This is a genomic window from Microbacterium sp. Beta (assembly GCF_005502545.1).
Taxonomy (GTDB): domain Bacteria; phylum Actinomycetota; class Actinomycetes; order Actinomycetales; family Microbacteriaceae; genus Microbacterium; species Microbacterium oxydans.
The window spans coordinates 241,706-257,607 of the sequence record NZ_SCOG01000001.1 but is presented as its reverse complement, the minus strand read 5'-3'; the positions used below and the strand labels follow the sequence as shown (position 1 = coordinate 257,607).

Annotated in this window: 12 protein-coding genes; 10 read left to right on the top strand and 2 right to left on the bottom strand. The window is 68.5% G+C overall.

Features of this window, described 5'->3' with window-relative positions; genetic code table 11:
- Window positions 1-48: 48 nt before the first annotated feature.
- From infB to FFS56_RS01265, 3 genes are all read left to right on the top strand, one after another.
- A complete protein-coding gene (infB, locus tag FFS56_RS01275; protein WP_127012295.1) occupies window positions 49-2,799 on the top strand; it encodes a translation initiation factor IF-2 in 2,751 nt (916 codons plus the stop codon).
- A 98-nt stretch (window positions 2,800-2,897) separates the two neighbouring features.
- The gene (gene rbfA / locus FFS56_RS01270; RefSeq protein ID WP_127012294.1) at window positions 2,898-3,323 is read left to right on the top strand and encodes a 30S ribosome-binding factor RbfA; all 426 of its coding nucleotides are present in this window, start codon (window positions 2,898-2,900) and stop codon (window positions 3,321-3,323) included.
- A gap of 200 nt (window positions 3,324-3,523) precedes the next feature.
- Window positions 3,524-5,563 carry a helix-turn-helix transcriptional regulator gene (locus FFS56_RS01265; RefSeq protein ID WP_137771843.1) on the top strand — a complete coding sequence of 680 codons (2,040 nt, stop codon included), beginning with the start codon at window positions 3,524-3,526 and terminating at the stop codon, window positions 5,561-5,563.
- 51 nt (window positions 5,564-5,614) lie between these two features.
- On the opposite strand, the gene FFS56_RS01260 is transcribed toward FFS56_RS01265, so the two are convergent.
- Complete coding sequence (locus FFS56_RS01260; protein WP_046748272.1) at window positions 5,615-6,511, bottom strand: A/G-specific adenine glycosylase; 897 nt, start codon at window positions 6,509-6,511, stop codon at window positions 5,615-5,617.
- 54 nt (window positions 6,512-6,565) lie between these two features.
- On the opposite strand from FFS56_RS01260, the gene FFS56_RS01255 reads away from it, so the two are divergent.
- From FFS56_RS01255 to FFS56_RS01225, 7 genes are all read left to right on the top strand, one after another.
- On the top strand, window positions 6,566-7,219 hold the full coding sequence (locus FFS56_RS01255) for a hypothetical protein (RefSeq protein WP_127012292.1): 654 nt from the start codon (window positions 6,566-6,568) through the stop codon (window positions 7,217-7,219).
- A gap of 44 nt (window positions 7,220-7,263) precedes the next feature.
- Entirely contained in the window at window positions 7,264-8,157 is an 894-nt protein-coding gene (gene truB / locus FFS56_RS01250; RefSeq protein WP_127012291.1) for a tRNA pseudouridine(55) synthase TruB, read from the top strand.
- Window positions 8,154-8,522 (top strand): hypothetical protein, encoded by a 369-nt coding sequence (locus FFS56_RS01245; RefSeq protein WP_046748275.1) that lies wholly within the window; start codon window positions 8,154-8,156, stop codon window positions 8,520-8,522. The genes truB and FFS56_RS01245 overlap by 4 nt, the downstream gene beginning before the upstream one ends.
- An 85-nt stretch (window positions 8,523-8,607) precedes the next feature.
- Window positions 8,608-9,018, top strand: coding sequence for a hypothetical protein (locus tag FFS56_RS01240; protein WP_171010960.1), 411 nt, complete (start codon window positions 8,608-8,610; stop codon window positions 9,016-9,018).
- Entirely contained in the window at window positions 9,015-9,965 is a 951-nt protein-coding gene (locus FFS56_RS01235) for a bifunctional riboflavin kinase/FAD synthetase (RefSeq protein ID WP_046748277.1), read from the top strand. The genes FFS56_RS01240 and FFS56_RS01235 overlap by 4 nt, the downstream gene beginning before the upstream one ends.
- Before the next feature lie 226 nt (window positions 9,966-10,191).
- A complete protein-coding gene (locus tag FFS56_RS01230; RefSeq protein WP_127012290.1) occupies window positions 10,192-12,336 on the top strand; it encodes a DEAD/DEAH box helicase in 2,145 nt (714 codons plus the stop codon).
- Between the two features lie 203 nt (window positions 12,337-12,539).
- Window positions 12,540-13,568 (top strand): 6-phosphofructokinase, encoded by a 1,029-nt coding sequence (locus tag FFS56_RS01225; protein ID WP_046748279.1) that lies wholly within the window; start codon window positions 12,540-12,542, stop codon window positions 13,566-13,568.
- Window positions 13,569-13,785: 217 nt separating this feature from the next.
- Here the strand turns inward: FFS56_RS01225 and FFS56_RS01220 are convergent, their stop codons facing one another.
- Window positions 13,786-15,885, bottom strand: coding sequence for a S9 family peptidase (locus FFS56_RS01220; protein ID WP_127012289.1), 2,100 nt, complete (start codon window positions 15,883-15,885; stop codon window positions 13,786-13,788).
- Window positions 15,886-15,902 lie beyond the last annotated feature (17 nt).

Below are 15,902 nucleotides of genomic sequence, written 5' to 3'. Positions count from 1 at the left end.
GACTAGTGGTCTGCCCTGTCTGGGTGGACCGACTCAGACAGGAGAATTGTGGCTGGTAAACCACGCGTACATGAGATCGCCGCCGAACTCGGCGTCGACAGCAAGATCGCACTTGCAAAGCTCAAGGAACTCGGCGAGTTCGTGAAGAGCCCCTCTTCGACCATCGAACCGCCGGTGGCGCGCAAGCTGCGCGCGGCGATCGAGGCCGACAGCTCGCTCAAGAGCGCAGCCCCTGCTGCTCCGGCCGCGAAGCCGGCCGCGTCTGCGGCGAAGCCCGGTGCGAGTTCCGGCGCCAAACCGGGCCCCAAGCCCGGCCCCAAGCCCGGTCCCAAGCCCGCCCCGGAGGCTCCGGCCCCCGCTGCTCCAGCACCCGCGGACCCGACTCCTGCACCTGCAGCAGCGGCTCCCGCGCCTGCAGCTCCGGAGGCGGCGGCACCCGCCGAGAGCAGTGCACCGACTCCGGGCGCTCCGCGTCCGGGTAACAACCCCTTCTCGTCCGCCCAGGGCATGGGCCAGCGTCCCGCCGGTCCCCGTCCCGGCAACAACCCCTTCGCCTCGGCGCAGGGCATGGGCCAGCGTCCGACTCCGGGGAACATCCCGCGTCCTCAGGCGCCTCGTCCCGGTGCACCCCGTCCGGGTACGCCTCGGCCCGGCTCGCCTCGTCCTGGTGCACCCCGCGGTGGCCAGGGTGGTCGTCCCGGTGCTCCGTTCCAGCAGCGTCCCGGAGGCCCCGGTCGTCCCGGCGGCGCCGGTGGACCCGGTGGAGCAGGCGGCCCCGGTGCACGTCCCGGCGGCGGTTTCGCCGGTCGTCCCGGTGGTGGCGGCGGTCGCGGCCGTGGACCCGGCGGTGGCACGGCAGGTGCCTTCGGTAAGGGCGGCGGCAAGAGCAAGCAGCGCAAGTCGCGGCGGGCGAAGCGGCAAGAGTTCGAGATGCGGAGTGCTCCGGTCGTCGGTGGCGTCAACGTCACCCGCGGCAACGGAGAGATCATCCGCATGCGTCGCGGCGCATCGATCGCGGACTTCGCGGACAAGATCGAGACGCTGACCGGCTACACGGTGCAGCCCGGAACCCTCGTGACGATCCTCTTCAACCTCGGCGAGATGGCCACGGCCACCGAGTCGCTGGATGAGGCGACGTTCGAGGTGCTGGGCGAGGAGCTCGGTTACAAGATCCAGATGGTCTCGCCCGAGGACGAGGACAAGGAGCTCCTCGAGGGCTTCGGTCTCGACCTCGAGGCCGAGCTGGAGGCGGAGAGCGAGGAAGACCTCGAGATCCGTCCTCCCGTCGTCACCGTCATGGGTCACGTCGACCACGGTAAGACGCGACTGCTCGACGCGATCCGTCAGACCAACGTCATCGAGGGAGAAGCCGGCGGCATCACCCAGCACATCGGTGCCTACCAGGTCTGGACCGAGCACGAGGGCATCGAGCGAGCCATCACGTTCATCGACACCCCGGGTCACGAGGCGTTCACCGCCATGCGTGCCCGTGGTGCGCAGGTCACCGACCTCGCGATCCTCGTGGTCGCAGCCGACGACGGCATCATGCCGCAGACGGTCGAGGCGCTGAACCACGCACAGGCGGCGAACGTGCCGATCGTGGTCGCGGTGAACAAGGTCGACAAGCCCGACGCCAACCCCTCGAAGGTGCGTCAGCAGCTGACCGAGTATGGTCTCGTCGCCGAGGAGTTCGGTGGCGACGTCATGTTCGTCGACGTCTCCGCTCGGGCGAACACGGGTATCCAGGATCTCCTGGATGCCGTGCTGCTCACGGCGGATGCCGGCCTCGACCTGACCGCGAACCCGAACAAGGCCGCTCGCGGTGTCGCCATCGAGGCGAAGCTCGACAAGGGTCGCGGTTCGGTCGCCACGGTGCTCATCCAGTCCGGAACGCTCCGGGTCGGCGACGCGATCGTCGCGGGTACGGCCTACGGCCGTGTGCGTGCGATGGCCGACGAGAACGGCGAGCAGGTCCTCGAGGCCTACCCGTCGCGTCCGGTCCAGGTGCAGGGTCTGAACTCTGTACCGCGCGCCGGCGACGTCTTCATCGTCACCGAGGAAGACCGCATGGCCCGTCAGATCGCTGAGAAGCGTGAAGCGGTCGAGCGCAACGCCCAGCTGGCCAAGGCCCGCAAGCGCATCTCGCTCGAGGACTTCACCCGTGCTCTCGAAGAGGGCAAGGTCGAGTCGCTCAACCTCATCATCAAGGGTGACGTCTCCGGTGCCGTCGAGGCACTCGAGGAGTCGCTGCTCAAGATCGAGGTCGACGACTCGGTGCAGCTGCGCATCATCCACCGCGGTGTCGGCGCGATCACCGAGTCCGACGTGAACCTGGCGACGATCGACAACGCGATCATCGTGGGCTTCAACGTCCGCCCGGACACGAAGGCGCGCGAGCGCGCCGCTCGTGAGGGCGTGGACATCCGCTTCTACTCCGTCATCTACAACGCGATCGACGAGATCGAGAGCTCGCTCAAGGGCATGCTCAAGCCGGAGTACGAAGAGGTCCAGTCGGGTGTCGCCGAGATCCGCGAGGTGTTCCGCTCCTCGAAGTTCGGCAACATCGCCGGTGTCATCGTGCGATCGGGAACGATCACCCGCAACGCCAAGGCTCGCGTCATCCGCGACGGCGTCGTCATCGCCGATGGTCTCGCCATCGAGTCGCTGCGTCGCTTCAAGGACGATGTCACCGAGGTCCGTACGGACTACGAGGCCGGTATCGGACTCGGGAAGTACAACGACATCCAGATCGGTGACGAGATCGAGACGACCGAGCTCATCGAGAAGCCTCGCGGCTGATCTATTCGAAACACTCTCGGGCGTTCCCCGTCTCCCCGTTCCTTCCGGTTCGTGGGAGACGGGGGACGCCCTGAGGGTTCCTGGACAGGGAGAGAACAATGGCAGGCGAACGACAGGCCCGACTTGCGGATCGAATCCGCGTGATCCTCGCGGAGCGGCTGGAGAAGGGGCTGCGCGATCCACGCCTCGGCTTCGTCACCATCACCGACGTCCGTGTGAGCGGAGACCTCCAGCACGCGTCCGTGTTCTACACGGTGCTCGGCACGGAGGAGGAGCGCATCTCCAGCGGAGCCGCGTTGACCTCCGCGACCGGCATGCTGCGCAGCGAGGTCGGACGACAGCTGAGCACACGACTCGTGCCGACGCTCGAGTTCATCCCGGACGCGCTGCCGGAGAACGCCGACCACATCGGTGCGTTGCTCCGCGAGGCGCAGCAGCGCGATGCGGACGTCGCGAAGCTGGCTTCTTCGGCTTCGCACGCCGGCGACGCCGACCCCTACCGCACGGAAGACAACTCGGAGTGAGAGCCGTTTGATACGCTCGGCTCCGCGGGACCCGATCCCGCGAAGCTGAGGGGGATCGACGCATCGAGGGTACGGACACGACTGGGGGGCCGTTCGTCGCGCCCGCCGCGGCCGGACTTCTCCTGGCGGATCTCCTCGAGCAGGATCTCGGATGCGCTCCGCACGTTCTCGCGCGTCTGTCCGACGCCGTCGATGGCGACGTGCCGACGATTCGCGAGGTGGTCCAGCGTCTGACACCGGCTCAACGTCACGGGCTGCAGTCGTTGCCGACGCCGCTCCCGCTGGTGCCGGCCATCGCGCTCCGGTTCGCCGACCTGGAACTCGACGAACGTGATCGTGAGCTGCTGCTCGCGCTCGCGGTGCGCCTGGACGACGCTCTCGGTCCGCTGCTCGCCTTCGACGGACGAACGGCGACCGAACTGGCCGATGCATCTGTCGCAGATCACGTGCTCGTGCACGCCGGTCGCGCACGGCTCGTCGATGCGAGACTTTCCGTCTGGGTGCAGGCGACGACCTGCGCGGCCAGGACTGCGGCGGTTCACCAGCGGTTGAGCGCGCTCTTCCGTGCTCGGGGCGAACGCGCGAGTGCGGACTGGCACCAGGCGCGGGCTTCACTCGAGGGAGCCCCGTCCACCGCACCTGGACTCACGCGGCTCGCCCGGCGGCTCTCCGAGGCCGGACAACCCGACCGTGCGCTGCTGCTCGCGACCGAGGCGCATAGACACGCCGTGGACGATGCCAAGGACGAGGCATGTCTCGTCGCCGGCGCCTCGGCCCTGAGCGCCGGACTCGCTGCGGAGGCCGCAGCATGGCTGGGAGGTCTCTATCCGCGTGGAAGCACGCATCATCGAATCGCCGGCCTCGGCGCGCTGATCGTCGCTCGGACGTTCGTGCAGGGCGCAGTACCCGCCGTCGATCCGACCACGCTGCGGTCGAGAACGCTCGATCAGGAGGACTGGCGCCACTGGACCAGGGCTGCTGCTCTCGCGGCCGTCCTGTGCGCCGAGCGCGGCGACCGGATCGGGATGCGCACCTGGCTCGATGTCCTGCGAGACGGGGCCGCCCGCGCGGATGCAGGCGATGAGCTCCGCGATCCCGCCGTCGCGTTGTGCTGGCTCATCGTGGGCGATCGCGGCGGCGACGCCGTGAGTGGAGCCGGTCCGGCGAGCGGGGGCATGCTCCGCGCACTGCGCGCCGCGACGGACGGAGACATCGATCGTGCGCTCCGCCTGCTGTCGACCGATGGATCGGTCCTGTCCGTCGGCCCCGATCCTCTCGTCCCTGGGTACGAGAACAGCCCGGTCATCCAGGCCTATCGCGCGGTCATCGAGGTGCTGCTGCTGGTCTGGCGGGGCGACATCGGGCTTGCGCGCGACCGACTGATGCAATCGGCTCTCCGGCTTCCGATCGCGATGCCGTTCGCCGGCCTCGGCGTGGTCCTCGCCCGGCGCCTCGACCTGGCCGTGCTCGGTGAGCTCGGGCCTTTCGCCCGTTCGCTCACGGCGGCCCTCCCCGTGGGAGTGAAGGTCGATCTGCTCGTGGACCGCGGCATCCGCTCGTTCCTCGCCGGTTCGTTCGACGAGGCTGCCGCGACGTTCCGGCTCTGGTCCGATCGCGGCGCACCGCAGCCGACGTTGGTGGTGCCGGGGCTGGAGGAGATGGCGTTCGTCGGTCAGGAGAGCGTCAGGACCGCGGCGGTCGAGCCTCCCGAGATCGCCCTCGCGCAGGAGCTGCGGATACGCATCGCGACAGCGGGGGACGGGCGGTGGCCCTCCGAGAGCGAAGAGGTGAGCGAGATCGCGCGTACTCTCACTTCGCCGTTCGCGAGGGCGCGGGTGGAGATGATGCTCGGGACGCAGCAGGCGATCCGTGACGATCACGCGTCAGCGAGGATCCACCTCCAGTACGCGGAGCGGCTGTTCGAGATCTCCGGCGCAACCGCCTGGGCCAGAGCCATCCGGAACAGGCTGGATCGCCTCGATGCCAGGGAAGGAAGCATCCTCCCCGTGGCGGAGGCTCTCTCCGCGTGCCGTTCGGCCTGGGCGCTCCGGCTCACGGCGCGCGAACTGGAGGTCGCGATGCGCGCCGTCCGAGGAGCCGCGAACCGCGAGATCGCGGAGGCGCTGCGTGTCTCGGTACGCACCGTGGAGGTGCACCTCGGTCGGGTCTTCGTCAAGCTCGACGTGCGGAGCAGGGTCGAGCTGACGGTGCTCGCGCATCGCACGGATCACCACGTCTGAGCGTGCGGACCCGTCGAGGCGTCGGCTGCCGTGATCGCCTGCGGAAGACGTTCAGCGCGGCAGGAACAGCGCTGACCCGTCGGCTTCCGCGAGGCCGTCCGCGATGAGGGAGTCGATGGCGCGATCCCGCTGACCCGCGTCAGGCCAGTCCGGCAGCACGGCCGCCAGCGGAACAGGCTCCGGATCCAGGGTCCGCAGCAGCCGCAGCACCGCGCCGCGGGCCTGTCTGTCCGACCCCTCGTAAGCCGCCTGGCGTCGCCGCTCATCCCCGGTGTCGGGTCTGCCGGCCGCCAGCCAGGCGCAACTGCCTGCCAACGGGCACAGCTCGCATCGTGGTGATCGTGACGTGCACACGGTGGCGCCGAGTTCCATCGCCGCGGCGTTGAACATCGCAGCGGCATCGATGTCATCGGGCAGCAGCGAGGCCATCAGATCGAGGTCTCGGCGTGACGGCGCGCCCGGCTGTGCGCGGCCCTCGACGGCACGAGCGAGCACCCTTCGGGTGTTCGTGTCGACGACCGGGTGGCGGTCGCCGTAGGCGAACACGGCCACAGCACGGGCGGTGTAGTCGCCGATACCCGACAGCGCCAGCAGATCGTCCACCCCGCGCGGTACGACCCCGCCATGCCGGTCGGTGATCTCGACGGCCGCGCGATGCAGCCAGAGCGCACGCCGGGGATAGCCCAGGTTCGCCCACTGCTGCACGACGTCCGCCGTCGACGCGCTGGCCATCCTCGCGGGCGTCGGCCATCTCTTCAACCAGGCATCGAGGTGCGGGATGACCCTCACGACCGGCGTCTGCTGCAGCATGAACTCGCTCACGAGCACACCCCAGGCCCCGAACTCGTCGTGAAACTCGGGGCGTCGCCACGGCAGGTCCCTGGCGGTGGATCGGTACCATTCGGGCAGGGCCGACACCACGTCGGAAGGGACCTGCGCGTCGGGCATCCCTCCAGCCTACGTGAGCGGGCCGAGGGGCCCGAGACCGGAGTCAGGGGCTTCATGATCCGTGCACGCGCCGCCGAGCTCATCCTCCTCACCGCTCTCGCCACGAGCGGTCTCACCGGTTGCACCGGGGGTGCGACGCCCGCGCCATCCGACAGCCGGGAAGTCAGTCCCAGCCAGACACCGTCCGATTCTCCGAGCCCGACGACGGAAGCCAGAGTCGAGGTTGCGACAGACCCGAGCACCTGGGTCATCGACGACGCCGGTGTCGGGCCGATCGAGATCGGTGGCGACTTCGCCTCGACGCTCGACGGTCTCGCACCGGGATGGACCAACGACGCGGTCGACTGCTCATGGTCGGCGTGGTGGACGGCGTCGGATTCCGCCTACGGCATGTCCTTCGTGCGGGGCACCGAGAGCCCGAGCGCTCCCATCCGCGAGATCTCCGTCTCCTCTACGAGTGAGTCGCTCGAGGGGGTTCCAGGTCCCCAGACGATGACCGGGTTGGGCGTCGGCGCCACCAGGGACGATCTGCTCGCGGCATACCCCGCCGCGCAGCAGGGGACGTCGACGATCGGGAGCGACAGCTGGATCATGCTCCCGAGTGAGACCGACGCCCACGTGTTCTTCGCGTTCCGGGAGGGTGCGGATACCGCCTGGGACGTCACGGTGACGACCGGTGCGGAGCCCTCGTACGAGGTCTGCGGCTGAGCGCCGTGACCGCTCCGCCCCGTCACCGTCGGTAGGCTGGGAGGATGGTCTCGCCCGGCATCCTCCTCGTCGACAAACCCGCTGGGCTGACCAGTCACGACGTGGTCGCCCGCACGCGGCGGGCGTTCGGCACCCGCAAGGTGGGGCATGCCGGAACCCTCGACCCGATGGCGACGGGTCTGCTGGTGATCGGCATCGAAGGGGCGACCAGGCTCCTGACGTACATCGTGGGTGCCGACAAGACCTACACGGCGACGATCCGTCTCGGCCAGACCACCGGCACCGACGATGCGGAGGGGGAGATCCTCACGACGGCCTCCGCCGATGCCTGGGCCTCGGTCACCGACGACGCAGTGTCGGCCGGCATCGCCGAGCTCACGGGGGAGATCTCCCAGGTCCCCAGTGCCGTCTCGGCGATCAAGGTGGACGGTCGCCGTGCCTACGATCGGGTGCGCGCGGGAGAAGAGGTCGTACTCGCGGCACGGGACGTCGTGATCTCGCGGTTCGACCTGCTGGCCACTCGCCGCGGAGAGGGGCACGTCGATCTCGATGTCATCGTCGAGTGCTCGTCCGGGACCTACATCCGCTCCCTCGCCCGAGACCTCGGGGCGGGCCTCGGCGTCGGCGGTCATCTGACGGCACTGCGGCGCACGAGGGTCGGGCCGTTCGATGTGACCGAGGCCGTCGGGCTCGATGCACTCGAGGGCGCGCCGACCTTGACTCCGGGCGAAGCAGCGGCGCGGATCCTGCCCGTGCTCGAGATGTCCTCCGACGACGCGCGCGACCTCCGCCACGGCAAGCGATTGAGCGGACAGGCTGCACGTCTGCACGAGGCGATGGGCGCGGCGATCGACCAGGACGGTGCCCTGATCGGCATCGTCGAGAAGCGCGGCGCGGATCTCAAGAGCGCCATGAACATGCCGGAGGTCGTACCATGATCCTGTGGTTCACGATCGCGCAGATCGTCATCGCGGTCGCCGCCGGTGTGTTCTGCGTCGCCGCGGGGCTGCTCGGCAGAAGGCCGAGCGACTTCAGCGTCGGTGCCCTCGCCCTCGTCGAGGCGCTCCTCGTCGTCCAGGTGATCGTCGCCATCATCGCACCGCTGGCGGGCAACCCGCCGACCGGAGACCTCCTGGAGTACTGGGTGTACCTGGTCTCGGCTGCCCTGCTCCCGGTCGGAGCCGTGCTGTGGGCGCTCATGGAGCGCAGCCGCTGGAGCACGGTGATCCTCGGGGTCGCGGCACTCGCGATCGCCATCATGCTGTGGCGCATGCAGGTCATCTGGGCGGTCCAGATCGCGTGACGCGAGTGGTCGCCGCGGGAGCCCGGCGGCCTCCCGCGGCTCTAGGATGGAATGCGCTATGAGCCCCACCGCCCCCTCCTCTCGGATGACCGGAATCGGTCGCGTCCTCGTCATCGTCTACGCCGTCATGGCGCTGGCGGCGACAGGTCGCAGCTTCGTGCAGATCGTGCGCCGGTTCGACGAGGCGCCGCTGGCGTACTCGCTCTCCGCACTCGCCGCCGTCGTCTACATCCTCGCCACGCTCGCCCTCGTCCTGGCCCGTCGCCGTGGCTGGTACACGGTCGCCTGGGTCGCCATCGTCTTCGAGCTGACCGGCGTGCTCGTCGTCGGGCTGTTGAGCATCCTTCTCCCCGATCTCTTCCAGCACGAGACCGTGTGGTCGCTCTTCGGACGGGGCTACCTGTTCATCCCGCTGATCCTTCCCGTCTTCGGCATCTGGTGGCTGCGCACGCATCGGCCCGCCGATGTCGTGCGTCCGGTCGAGGTGGGCGCGTGATCGTCTTCCGCAGCCCGGAGGACGTGCCGAGCGACTTCGGTCCGAGCGCGGTCGCGATCGGCAAGTTCGACGGTGTTCACGCCGGCCATCGTGTGGTTATCGAACGCCTCGAGAAAGCCGCGGCCGCGACGGGAAGTCGGGCGGTCGCGGTCACCTTCGACCGCAACCCTCTCGCAGTCATCCGGCCCGACCGGTGCCCGGAGAACGTGGTCACGGTGGAGCGCAAGCTCGAACTCCTGGGGGAGCTCGGACTCGACGCCACCCTGGTCCTCACGTTCGACGAGCAGCTCGCTGCCCGCAGTGCCGAGGACTTCGTCGTCGACATCCTCGTCGGAGCCCTTCAGGTCTCGACGGTTCTGGTCGGGCAGGACTTCCGCTTCGGCAACAGGGGAGCGGGCACTCCGGAGCTTCTACGGGAGATGGGCCCGCTGTACGGTTTCTCCGTCGAGGTCGTCGACGATGTGTACCTCCCCGGCTCCGAGCGACGCGTCTCGTCGAGCTGGATCCGCGAACTGCTGATGGAGGGCGATGTCGCCTCGGCGGCAACCGTGCTCGGTCGGTACCCCGACGTGCGCGGAGAGGTCGTGCACGGGCTCAAGCGCGGACGCGAGCTGGGTTTCCCGACCGCGAACCTGTCGACCATCGTCGACGCGTTCGTGCCGGCAGACGGGGTGTACGCGGGGTGGCTCGTCGACCACGACACCGGTATCCGGCACCCCTCCGCCATCTCCGTCGGCACGAACCCCACATTCGACGACGTGCTCGTCCGGCAGGTGGAGGCTCACGTGCTGGGCGAGACGGGCCTCGACCTGTACGGGCACGACGTCACGGTCGAGTTCGTCGACAGGCTGCGGGGGATGGTGGCCTTCGAAGGCATCGACAAGCTCATGGCGCAGATGGGTGCCGACGTGACGGACGCCGCGCGTGCCCTGGGGCTCCCGGGCTAACGGGCCCGCTGTCCGAGTTCCGGCGCGGCGCGGCGCGGGCAATCGCGTTCGGGCGAGCGTCATGACATAGAATGGATATCGGCTCCCGCCGGACTTCGCGAATCTCGCGTACCACGACGGGAAGAAGACCCACTGTTCGTACGGTCCTGGCTCGTGCCACACGCGGACAACGAGAACGGCCCATGGCTTCCCGGGGGAAGCCGGAGCTTTCACGCTCAGGAGGAGCATGCCGACCACGGCAACCGCCGCCACGCGGCGCAAGAAGACGTCCCGTCGCGACGACGAGGCACCCCTCATCCCGATCCTCGCCCGCAAGGTGCGCGAGATCGAGGCGAAGTCGCAGCGCGGCAAGCTCGGACCCACGAACCGGGTGAAGTTCCAGGTGATCGCCTTCCTGGTGCGCGAGGAGCGCGCGAGAGTGAAGGCCGACAGCGAGATCACCGATCCCGCACGCGCGGAGCTGCTCAAGCGGCTCGACGGAGTCGCGACGATCCTCGCCAAGACGGCAGCCCGCGACACGTCGCTCATCCAGCTGCTCGAGGCCGACCAGGCGACGTCGCCGGTGGCGAAGCGCATGCGTCGGGACTGGCTGCTCGAATCCGGAGCCGAACTGGCGCCGGAAGAGCTCATCATCGCCGACGCTGCCCCGGTGCAGATCTCGGTGGTTCCCGCCGCGATCGCCGAGCGACAGGTGACCCCGCCCTCGGTCGAGGCGCGGCAACTGGCCAACCCGTTCCTGGCTCCCGACCTCACGCCGCGTCCGGCCGCCACCCCGCGCCGTCGTCTGGACGGCTGGGAGCTCATGGGTCCGCTCTACAAGGCGTTCGAGACAGGGGCCGGCGGCGCTGCGGCGTCGATGGAGCTGCCGCCTGCACCGGAGTTCGACCACATCTCGCCCAAGGGCCTCGAGGTCATGGTGCACCAGTCGCGGTTCCTCGAAGCCGTGAAGGCCGGGCACCGCAGCTTCCTGCTGGCGGACGAGCCGGGTCTCGGCAAGACCGCGCAGTCCGTGCTCGCAGCCTCCGTCGCCGGTGCATACCCGCTCCTGGTCGTGGTGCCCAACGTCGTGAAGATGAACTGGGCACGCGAGGTCGAGCGGTGGACGCCGCAGCGTCGTGCGACGGTCATCCAGGGAGACGGCGACGACATCGACGCCTTCGCCGACGTCTTCATCGTCAACTACGAGATCCTGGACCGGCACATGTCGTGGCTCGCGTCGATCGGCCTGCGAGGCATGGTCGTCGACGAGGCCCACTTCATCAAGAACCTCTCGTCGCAGCGGTCGCAGAACGTGCTGTCGCTGGCCGCTCAGGTGCGCGAGCGCACTCCGGGTCACAACCCTCTGATGCTCGCCCTCACCGGCACGCCGTTGATCAACGATGTCGAGGACTTCGATGCGATCTGGCGTTTCCTTGGGTGGACGACCGGTGAGAAGCCGGGCCCTGAGCTCATGGAGAAGCTCGACGCGACGGGCTTCACGCCGGCAGACAAGGCCTTCTACCCGGAAGCGCGCGACGCCGTCATCTCGATGGGCATCGTCCGTCGCAAGAAGAAGGACGTGGCGGCGGACCTTCCGGACAAGCTCATCGCCGATCTGCCGGTCCAGCTCGACGACGAGTTCGGACGCAGCATCCGCCAGGCCGAACGCGAGCTGGGGGAGCGGCTCGCCGCTCGCTACCGTCGCATCATCGAGGCGCGGGGAGATCGCGGCCTCGCCCCCGGCGAGATCGACGACGACATCGTGCGGCTGGTCGCTCAGAACGAGCTCGAGGAGTCGAAGGCCGCTGGCACAGGCGGAGACAACGTCTTCACCATGGTGCGCCGTATCGGTCAGGCGAAGGCTCCGCTCGCAGCGGACTACGCCGCACAGCTCCAGCGCTCGGTGGGCAAGGTGGTCTTCTTCGCGAAGCACATCGACGTCATGGACCAGGCGGAGGCGCACTTCGCCGCCGCGGGCATCCGCTCGGTGTCGATCCGTGGAGACCAGACCACCGCGGTCCGGCAGCAGGCGATCGACGACTTCAACGGCGACCCCGAGGTCGGCATCGCCGTCTGCTCGCTCACCGCGGCGGGCGTCGGTCTCAACCTGCAGGCCGCGTCGAACGTGGTCCTCGCCGAGCTGTCCTGGACGGCTGCCGAGCAGACGCAGGCGATCGACCGCGTGCATCGGATCGGCCAAGATGAGCCGGTGACTGCATGGCGGATCATCGCCGCGCACACGATCGACACCAAGATCGCGGAGTTGATCGACCAGAAGCAGGGGCTCGCGGCTCGCGCGCTCGACGGGGAAGCGGTCGACGAGTCGGCGGCCGAACCGGTGCAGCTGGCGGCACTCATGCATCTGCTGCGTCAGGCGCTCGGCGAGATCTGAGCGTCAAGAACCACTGTTCTTAACGCGCTGCGGAGGGTCAGATCGCCGGCGAACGGGAAGTTCATCGATTTCGGAGAATCCAGCCGTCAAGATCGACGTTTTTCGTCGCTCCCGAATGGCGCCCGGACGTGCCGGGGCGCTAGGGTCGATCGAAGGCAGCGTCGCCTTTTCCCCCCATCTCCCGAACGTCTGAAGGCACCAGCATGAAGATCGGCATCCTGACGAGCGGCGGCGACTGCCCCGGCCTCAACGCGGTCATCCGCGGCATCGTGCTCAAGGGCACCACCACGTACGACCTGGAGTTCGTCGGCATCAGAGATGGATGGCGTGGCCTGGTCGACGGTGACTTCATGCCGTTGACCCGACACGAGGTGAAGGGCTTGTCGAAGGTCGGCGGCACCATCCTGGGCACCAGCCGCACCAACCCCTACGAGGGCGAGCGCGGGGGAGCCGAGAACATCGCCAAGACTCTCTACGGGCACAAGATCGACGGCATCATCGCGATCGGCGGCGAGGGCACACTCGCCGCGGCCGACCGTCTCGCGAAGGACGGGATCAAGGTCATCGGCGTCCCCAAGACGATCGACAACGACCTGCAGGCGACGGACTACTCGTTCGGCTTCGACACCGCGGTCAACATCGCCACGGACGCCATGGACCGCTTGCGCACGACCGGCGACTCGCACCAGCGCTGCATGGTCGCAGAGGTCATGGGCCGGCACGTCGGCTGGATCGCGCTGCATGCCGGCATGGCCGCAGGCGCTCACGTGATCTGCATCCCCGAGGTGCCGATGTCCATCGATGACATCACGGAGCTCGTGACCAGTGCACATGATCGCGGACGTGCACCACTGGTCGTCGTCTCGGAGGGCTTCAAGCTGCTCGGCATGGACGAGGCATACAGCGACAAGGGGCTCGACGCGTTCAATCGCCCGCGCCTCGGCGGTATCGGAGACCAGCTCGCCCCTGAGATCGAGCGCATCACCGGGATCGAGACGCGGGCGACGATCCTCGGACACATCCAGCGTGGCGGATCGCCCTCCGCTTTCGACCGCGTGCTCGCGACGCGGCTCGGACTGCATGCGGCTGACGCGATCGTCGACGGTGCATGGGGTCAGATGGTCGCGATGCAGGGCACCGACATCGTGCGTGTGCCGTTCGCCGACGCGCTCGGTGAGCTGAACACGGTTCCCCGCTACCGCTACGACGAGGCGGCTGCACTCTTCGGTTGAGCCCGGGTCCCGTCTGCAGCTCGCGCCGGTTCAGGCCACCTCGCGGAATCATCCTCGACCCGCATTCTCGGGACGACGCGGCGACGGGCCACCGCGCCGGAACAGGCCGCTTGAGTCGAAACCTGCCTGTTCCTGCGTGATCGCCTGTTCTCGCGGTCGCACTCACGCAGGCCTGTCCTCGCGTTCGTTCAGGCGCGAACGCGAGGACAGTCCGGTGTCACACCTCGGCGAGGCCGAGAGTGTCGAGGAGCCAGGCGAGCTCGAACGCCCGCTCCTTCCAGGAGTTGTAGCGTCCGCTCACGCCGCCGTGCCCCGCGACCATCTCGCACTTGAGCAGCACGTCGGTGGCCCCGGCCTCGCGCAGACGGGCAACCCACTTCGCCGGCTCCACGTAGAGCACCCGGGTGTCGTTCAGCGAGGTGACCGCGAGGATCCGCGGATACCGGACGCCGTCGCGAACGTTCTCGTACGGGCTGTACGACTTCATGTAGGCATAGACATCCTTGTCGTGAAGCGGGTCGCCCCACTCGTCCCACTCGATCACGGTCAGTGGCAGCGACGGATCGAGGATCGTCGTCAGGGCGTCCACGAAAGGCACGCCGGCGAGGATCCCGGCGAACAGCTCGGGCGCGAGATTCGTCACGGCGCCCATGAGCAGACCGCCGGCGCTGCCACCCTCTGCCACCATCCGGCTCGGAGTGGTCACACCCGTCTCGACCAGATGCTCGCCGCAGGAGACGAAGTCGGTGAAGGTGTTGCGCTTGTGGAGGAGCTTCCCGTCCTCGTACCACTGCCTGCCCATCTCGCCGCCTCCGCGCACATGGGCGACCGCGAAGATCACACCGCGGTCCAGCTCGGAAAGACGCGCGACCGAGAATCCGGGATCGATCGAGTGCTCGTACGATCCGTAGCCGTAGAGGTGCACAGGGCGCGGTTCCGCTCCCGGCTCCCCGAACGAGCGCTTCCAGACGAGTGAGATCGGCACGCGCACGCCGTCGGCCGCGGTGGCCCATTCGCGTCGCTGGCCGTAGTCCGTCGGGTCGTAGCCACCCAGCACGGGTACCTGCTTGCGCAGCATCAGCTCACGGGTGGCGAGTTCGAGGTCGTACACGGTTCCCGGCGTCACGAACGACGTGTACCCGAGGCGGAGGAACGGCGAGTGCCATTCCGGGTTTCCGCTCACGCCCGCCGAGTAGAGCGGCTCGTCGAAGGCGAGTTCCTCGACCGCATCCGTGACGTAGTCGAGCAGGCCCACACGCTCCAGACCTTCGCTGCGGTACTCCACGGTGGCGAAGTCGCGGAAGGCCTCGACCCCGAGCAGTCGCCGTCCCTGCTCGTGGGGGAGCACCACCCGTCGTCGGCCCTGCGGGTCGGAGGCGGAGACCGAGACGAGCTCGAAGTCGAGCGCCCCGTCGTTGTGGAGCACGAGCAGCCGGTCATCGCCGTCCACGACCGCGTGCTCGATCGAGTACTCGACCCCTTCTCGTCGGGGCCAGACGAGACGCGGTTCAGCGGTGAGGTCGCCGTTCATATCGACCAGATACTCCTCGCTCGTGATGCTCGATCCCACGGCGATCACCAGGTACCGGCGGCTGCGGGTGATCCCGGCGCCGAGCCAGAACTTCTCGTCGGGTTCGTGGAAGAGCTTCACATCCTCGGACACCGGGGTGCCGAGTCGGTGCAGCCACAGGGTATCGGGGCGCCAGGCCTCGTCACGGGTCGTGTAGAGCACACCGGTGCCGTCCGGGGTGAAGAAGGCGCCGCCCGTGTTCGGGATCTCGTCGTCGAGGGTGGTGCCGGTGGCGAGGTCGCGCACGTGCACCGTGTAGAGCTCGTCGCCCTCGAAGTCCGTGGACCAGAGCAGCTTCGTCGCATCGTCGGAGGTGTCGAAGGCGCCGAGCGAGAAGAACTCGTGGCCCTCGGCTTCGTGGTTGCCGTCTAGGAGCACGACCTCGCCGGGGACGGGGACTCCCGGTTCGAGGCGCGGGGGAGTCCAGTCGCCGGGCTCGGCGGCCGCGCGGCAGTGGATGCCGTACTGCGCGCCCTCTTCGGTGCGGCTGTAGTACCACCAGTCACCACGGCGGGTGGGGACGGAGAGGTCCGTCTCCTGCACCCGTCCCTTGATCTCCTGGAACAGCGTCTCGCGGAGCGCGGAGAGATGTGCGGTCTCGGAATCGGTGTGGGCGTTCTCCGCTTCCAGATGGGCGATGACCTCCGCGGAATCCTTGGCGCGGAGCCATTCGTATGGATCATCGAAGGTATCGCCGTGGTGGGTGCGGAGCGTCGAACGGCGGTCGGTGGCGGGGGCTTCAGTCACCGTCTCACGCTATCCCA

Excerpts from the sequence above, each read along its gene's own strand:
- rbfA (WP_127012294.1), top strand. The coding sequence starts at position 2,898 with ATGGCAGGCGAACGACAGGCCCGACTTGCGGATCGAATCCGCGTGATC.
- FFS56_RS01260 (WP_046748272.1), bottom strand. The coding sequence starts at position 6,511 with ATGCCCGACGCGCAGGTCCCTTCCGACGTGGTGTCGGCCCTGCCCGAA.
- FFS56_RS01255 (WP_127012292.1), top strand. The coding sequence starts at position 6,566 with ATGATCCGTGCACGCGCCGCCGAGCTCATCCTCCTCACCGCTCTCGCC.
- truB (WP_127012291.1), top strand. The coding sequence starts at position 7,264 with ATGGTCTCGCCCGGCATCCTCCTCGTCGACAAACCCGCTGGGCTGACC.
- FFS56_RS01245 (WP_046748275.1), top strand. The coding sequence starts at position 8,154 with ATGATCCTGTGGTTCACGATCGCGCAGATCGTCATCGCGGTCGCCGCC.
- FFS56_RS01240 (WP_171010960.1), top strand. The coding sequence starts at position 8,608 with ATGACCGGAATCGGTCGCGTCCTCGTCATCGTCTACGCCGTCATGGCG.
- FFS56_RS01230 (WP_127012290.1), top strand. The coding sequence starts at position 10,192 with ATGCCGACCACGGCAACCGCCGCCACGCGGCGCAAGAAGACGTCCCGT.
- FFS56_RS01225 (WP_046748279.1), top strand. The coding sequence starts at position 12,540 with ATGAAGATCGGCATCCTGACGAGCGGCGGCGACTGCCCCGGCCTCAAC.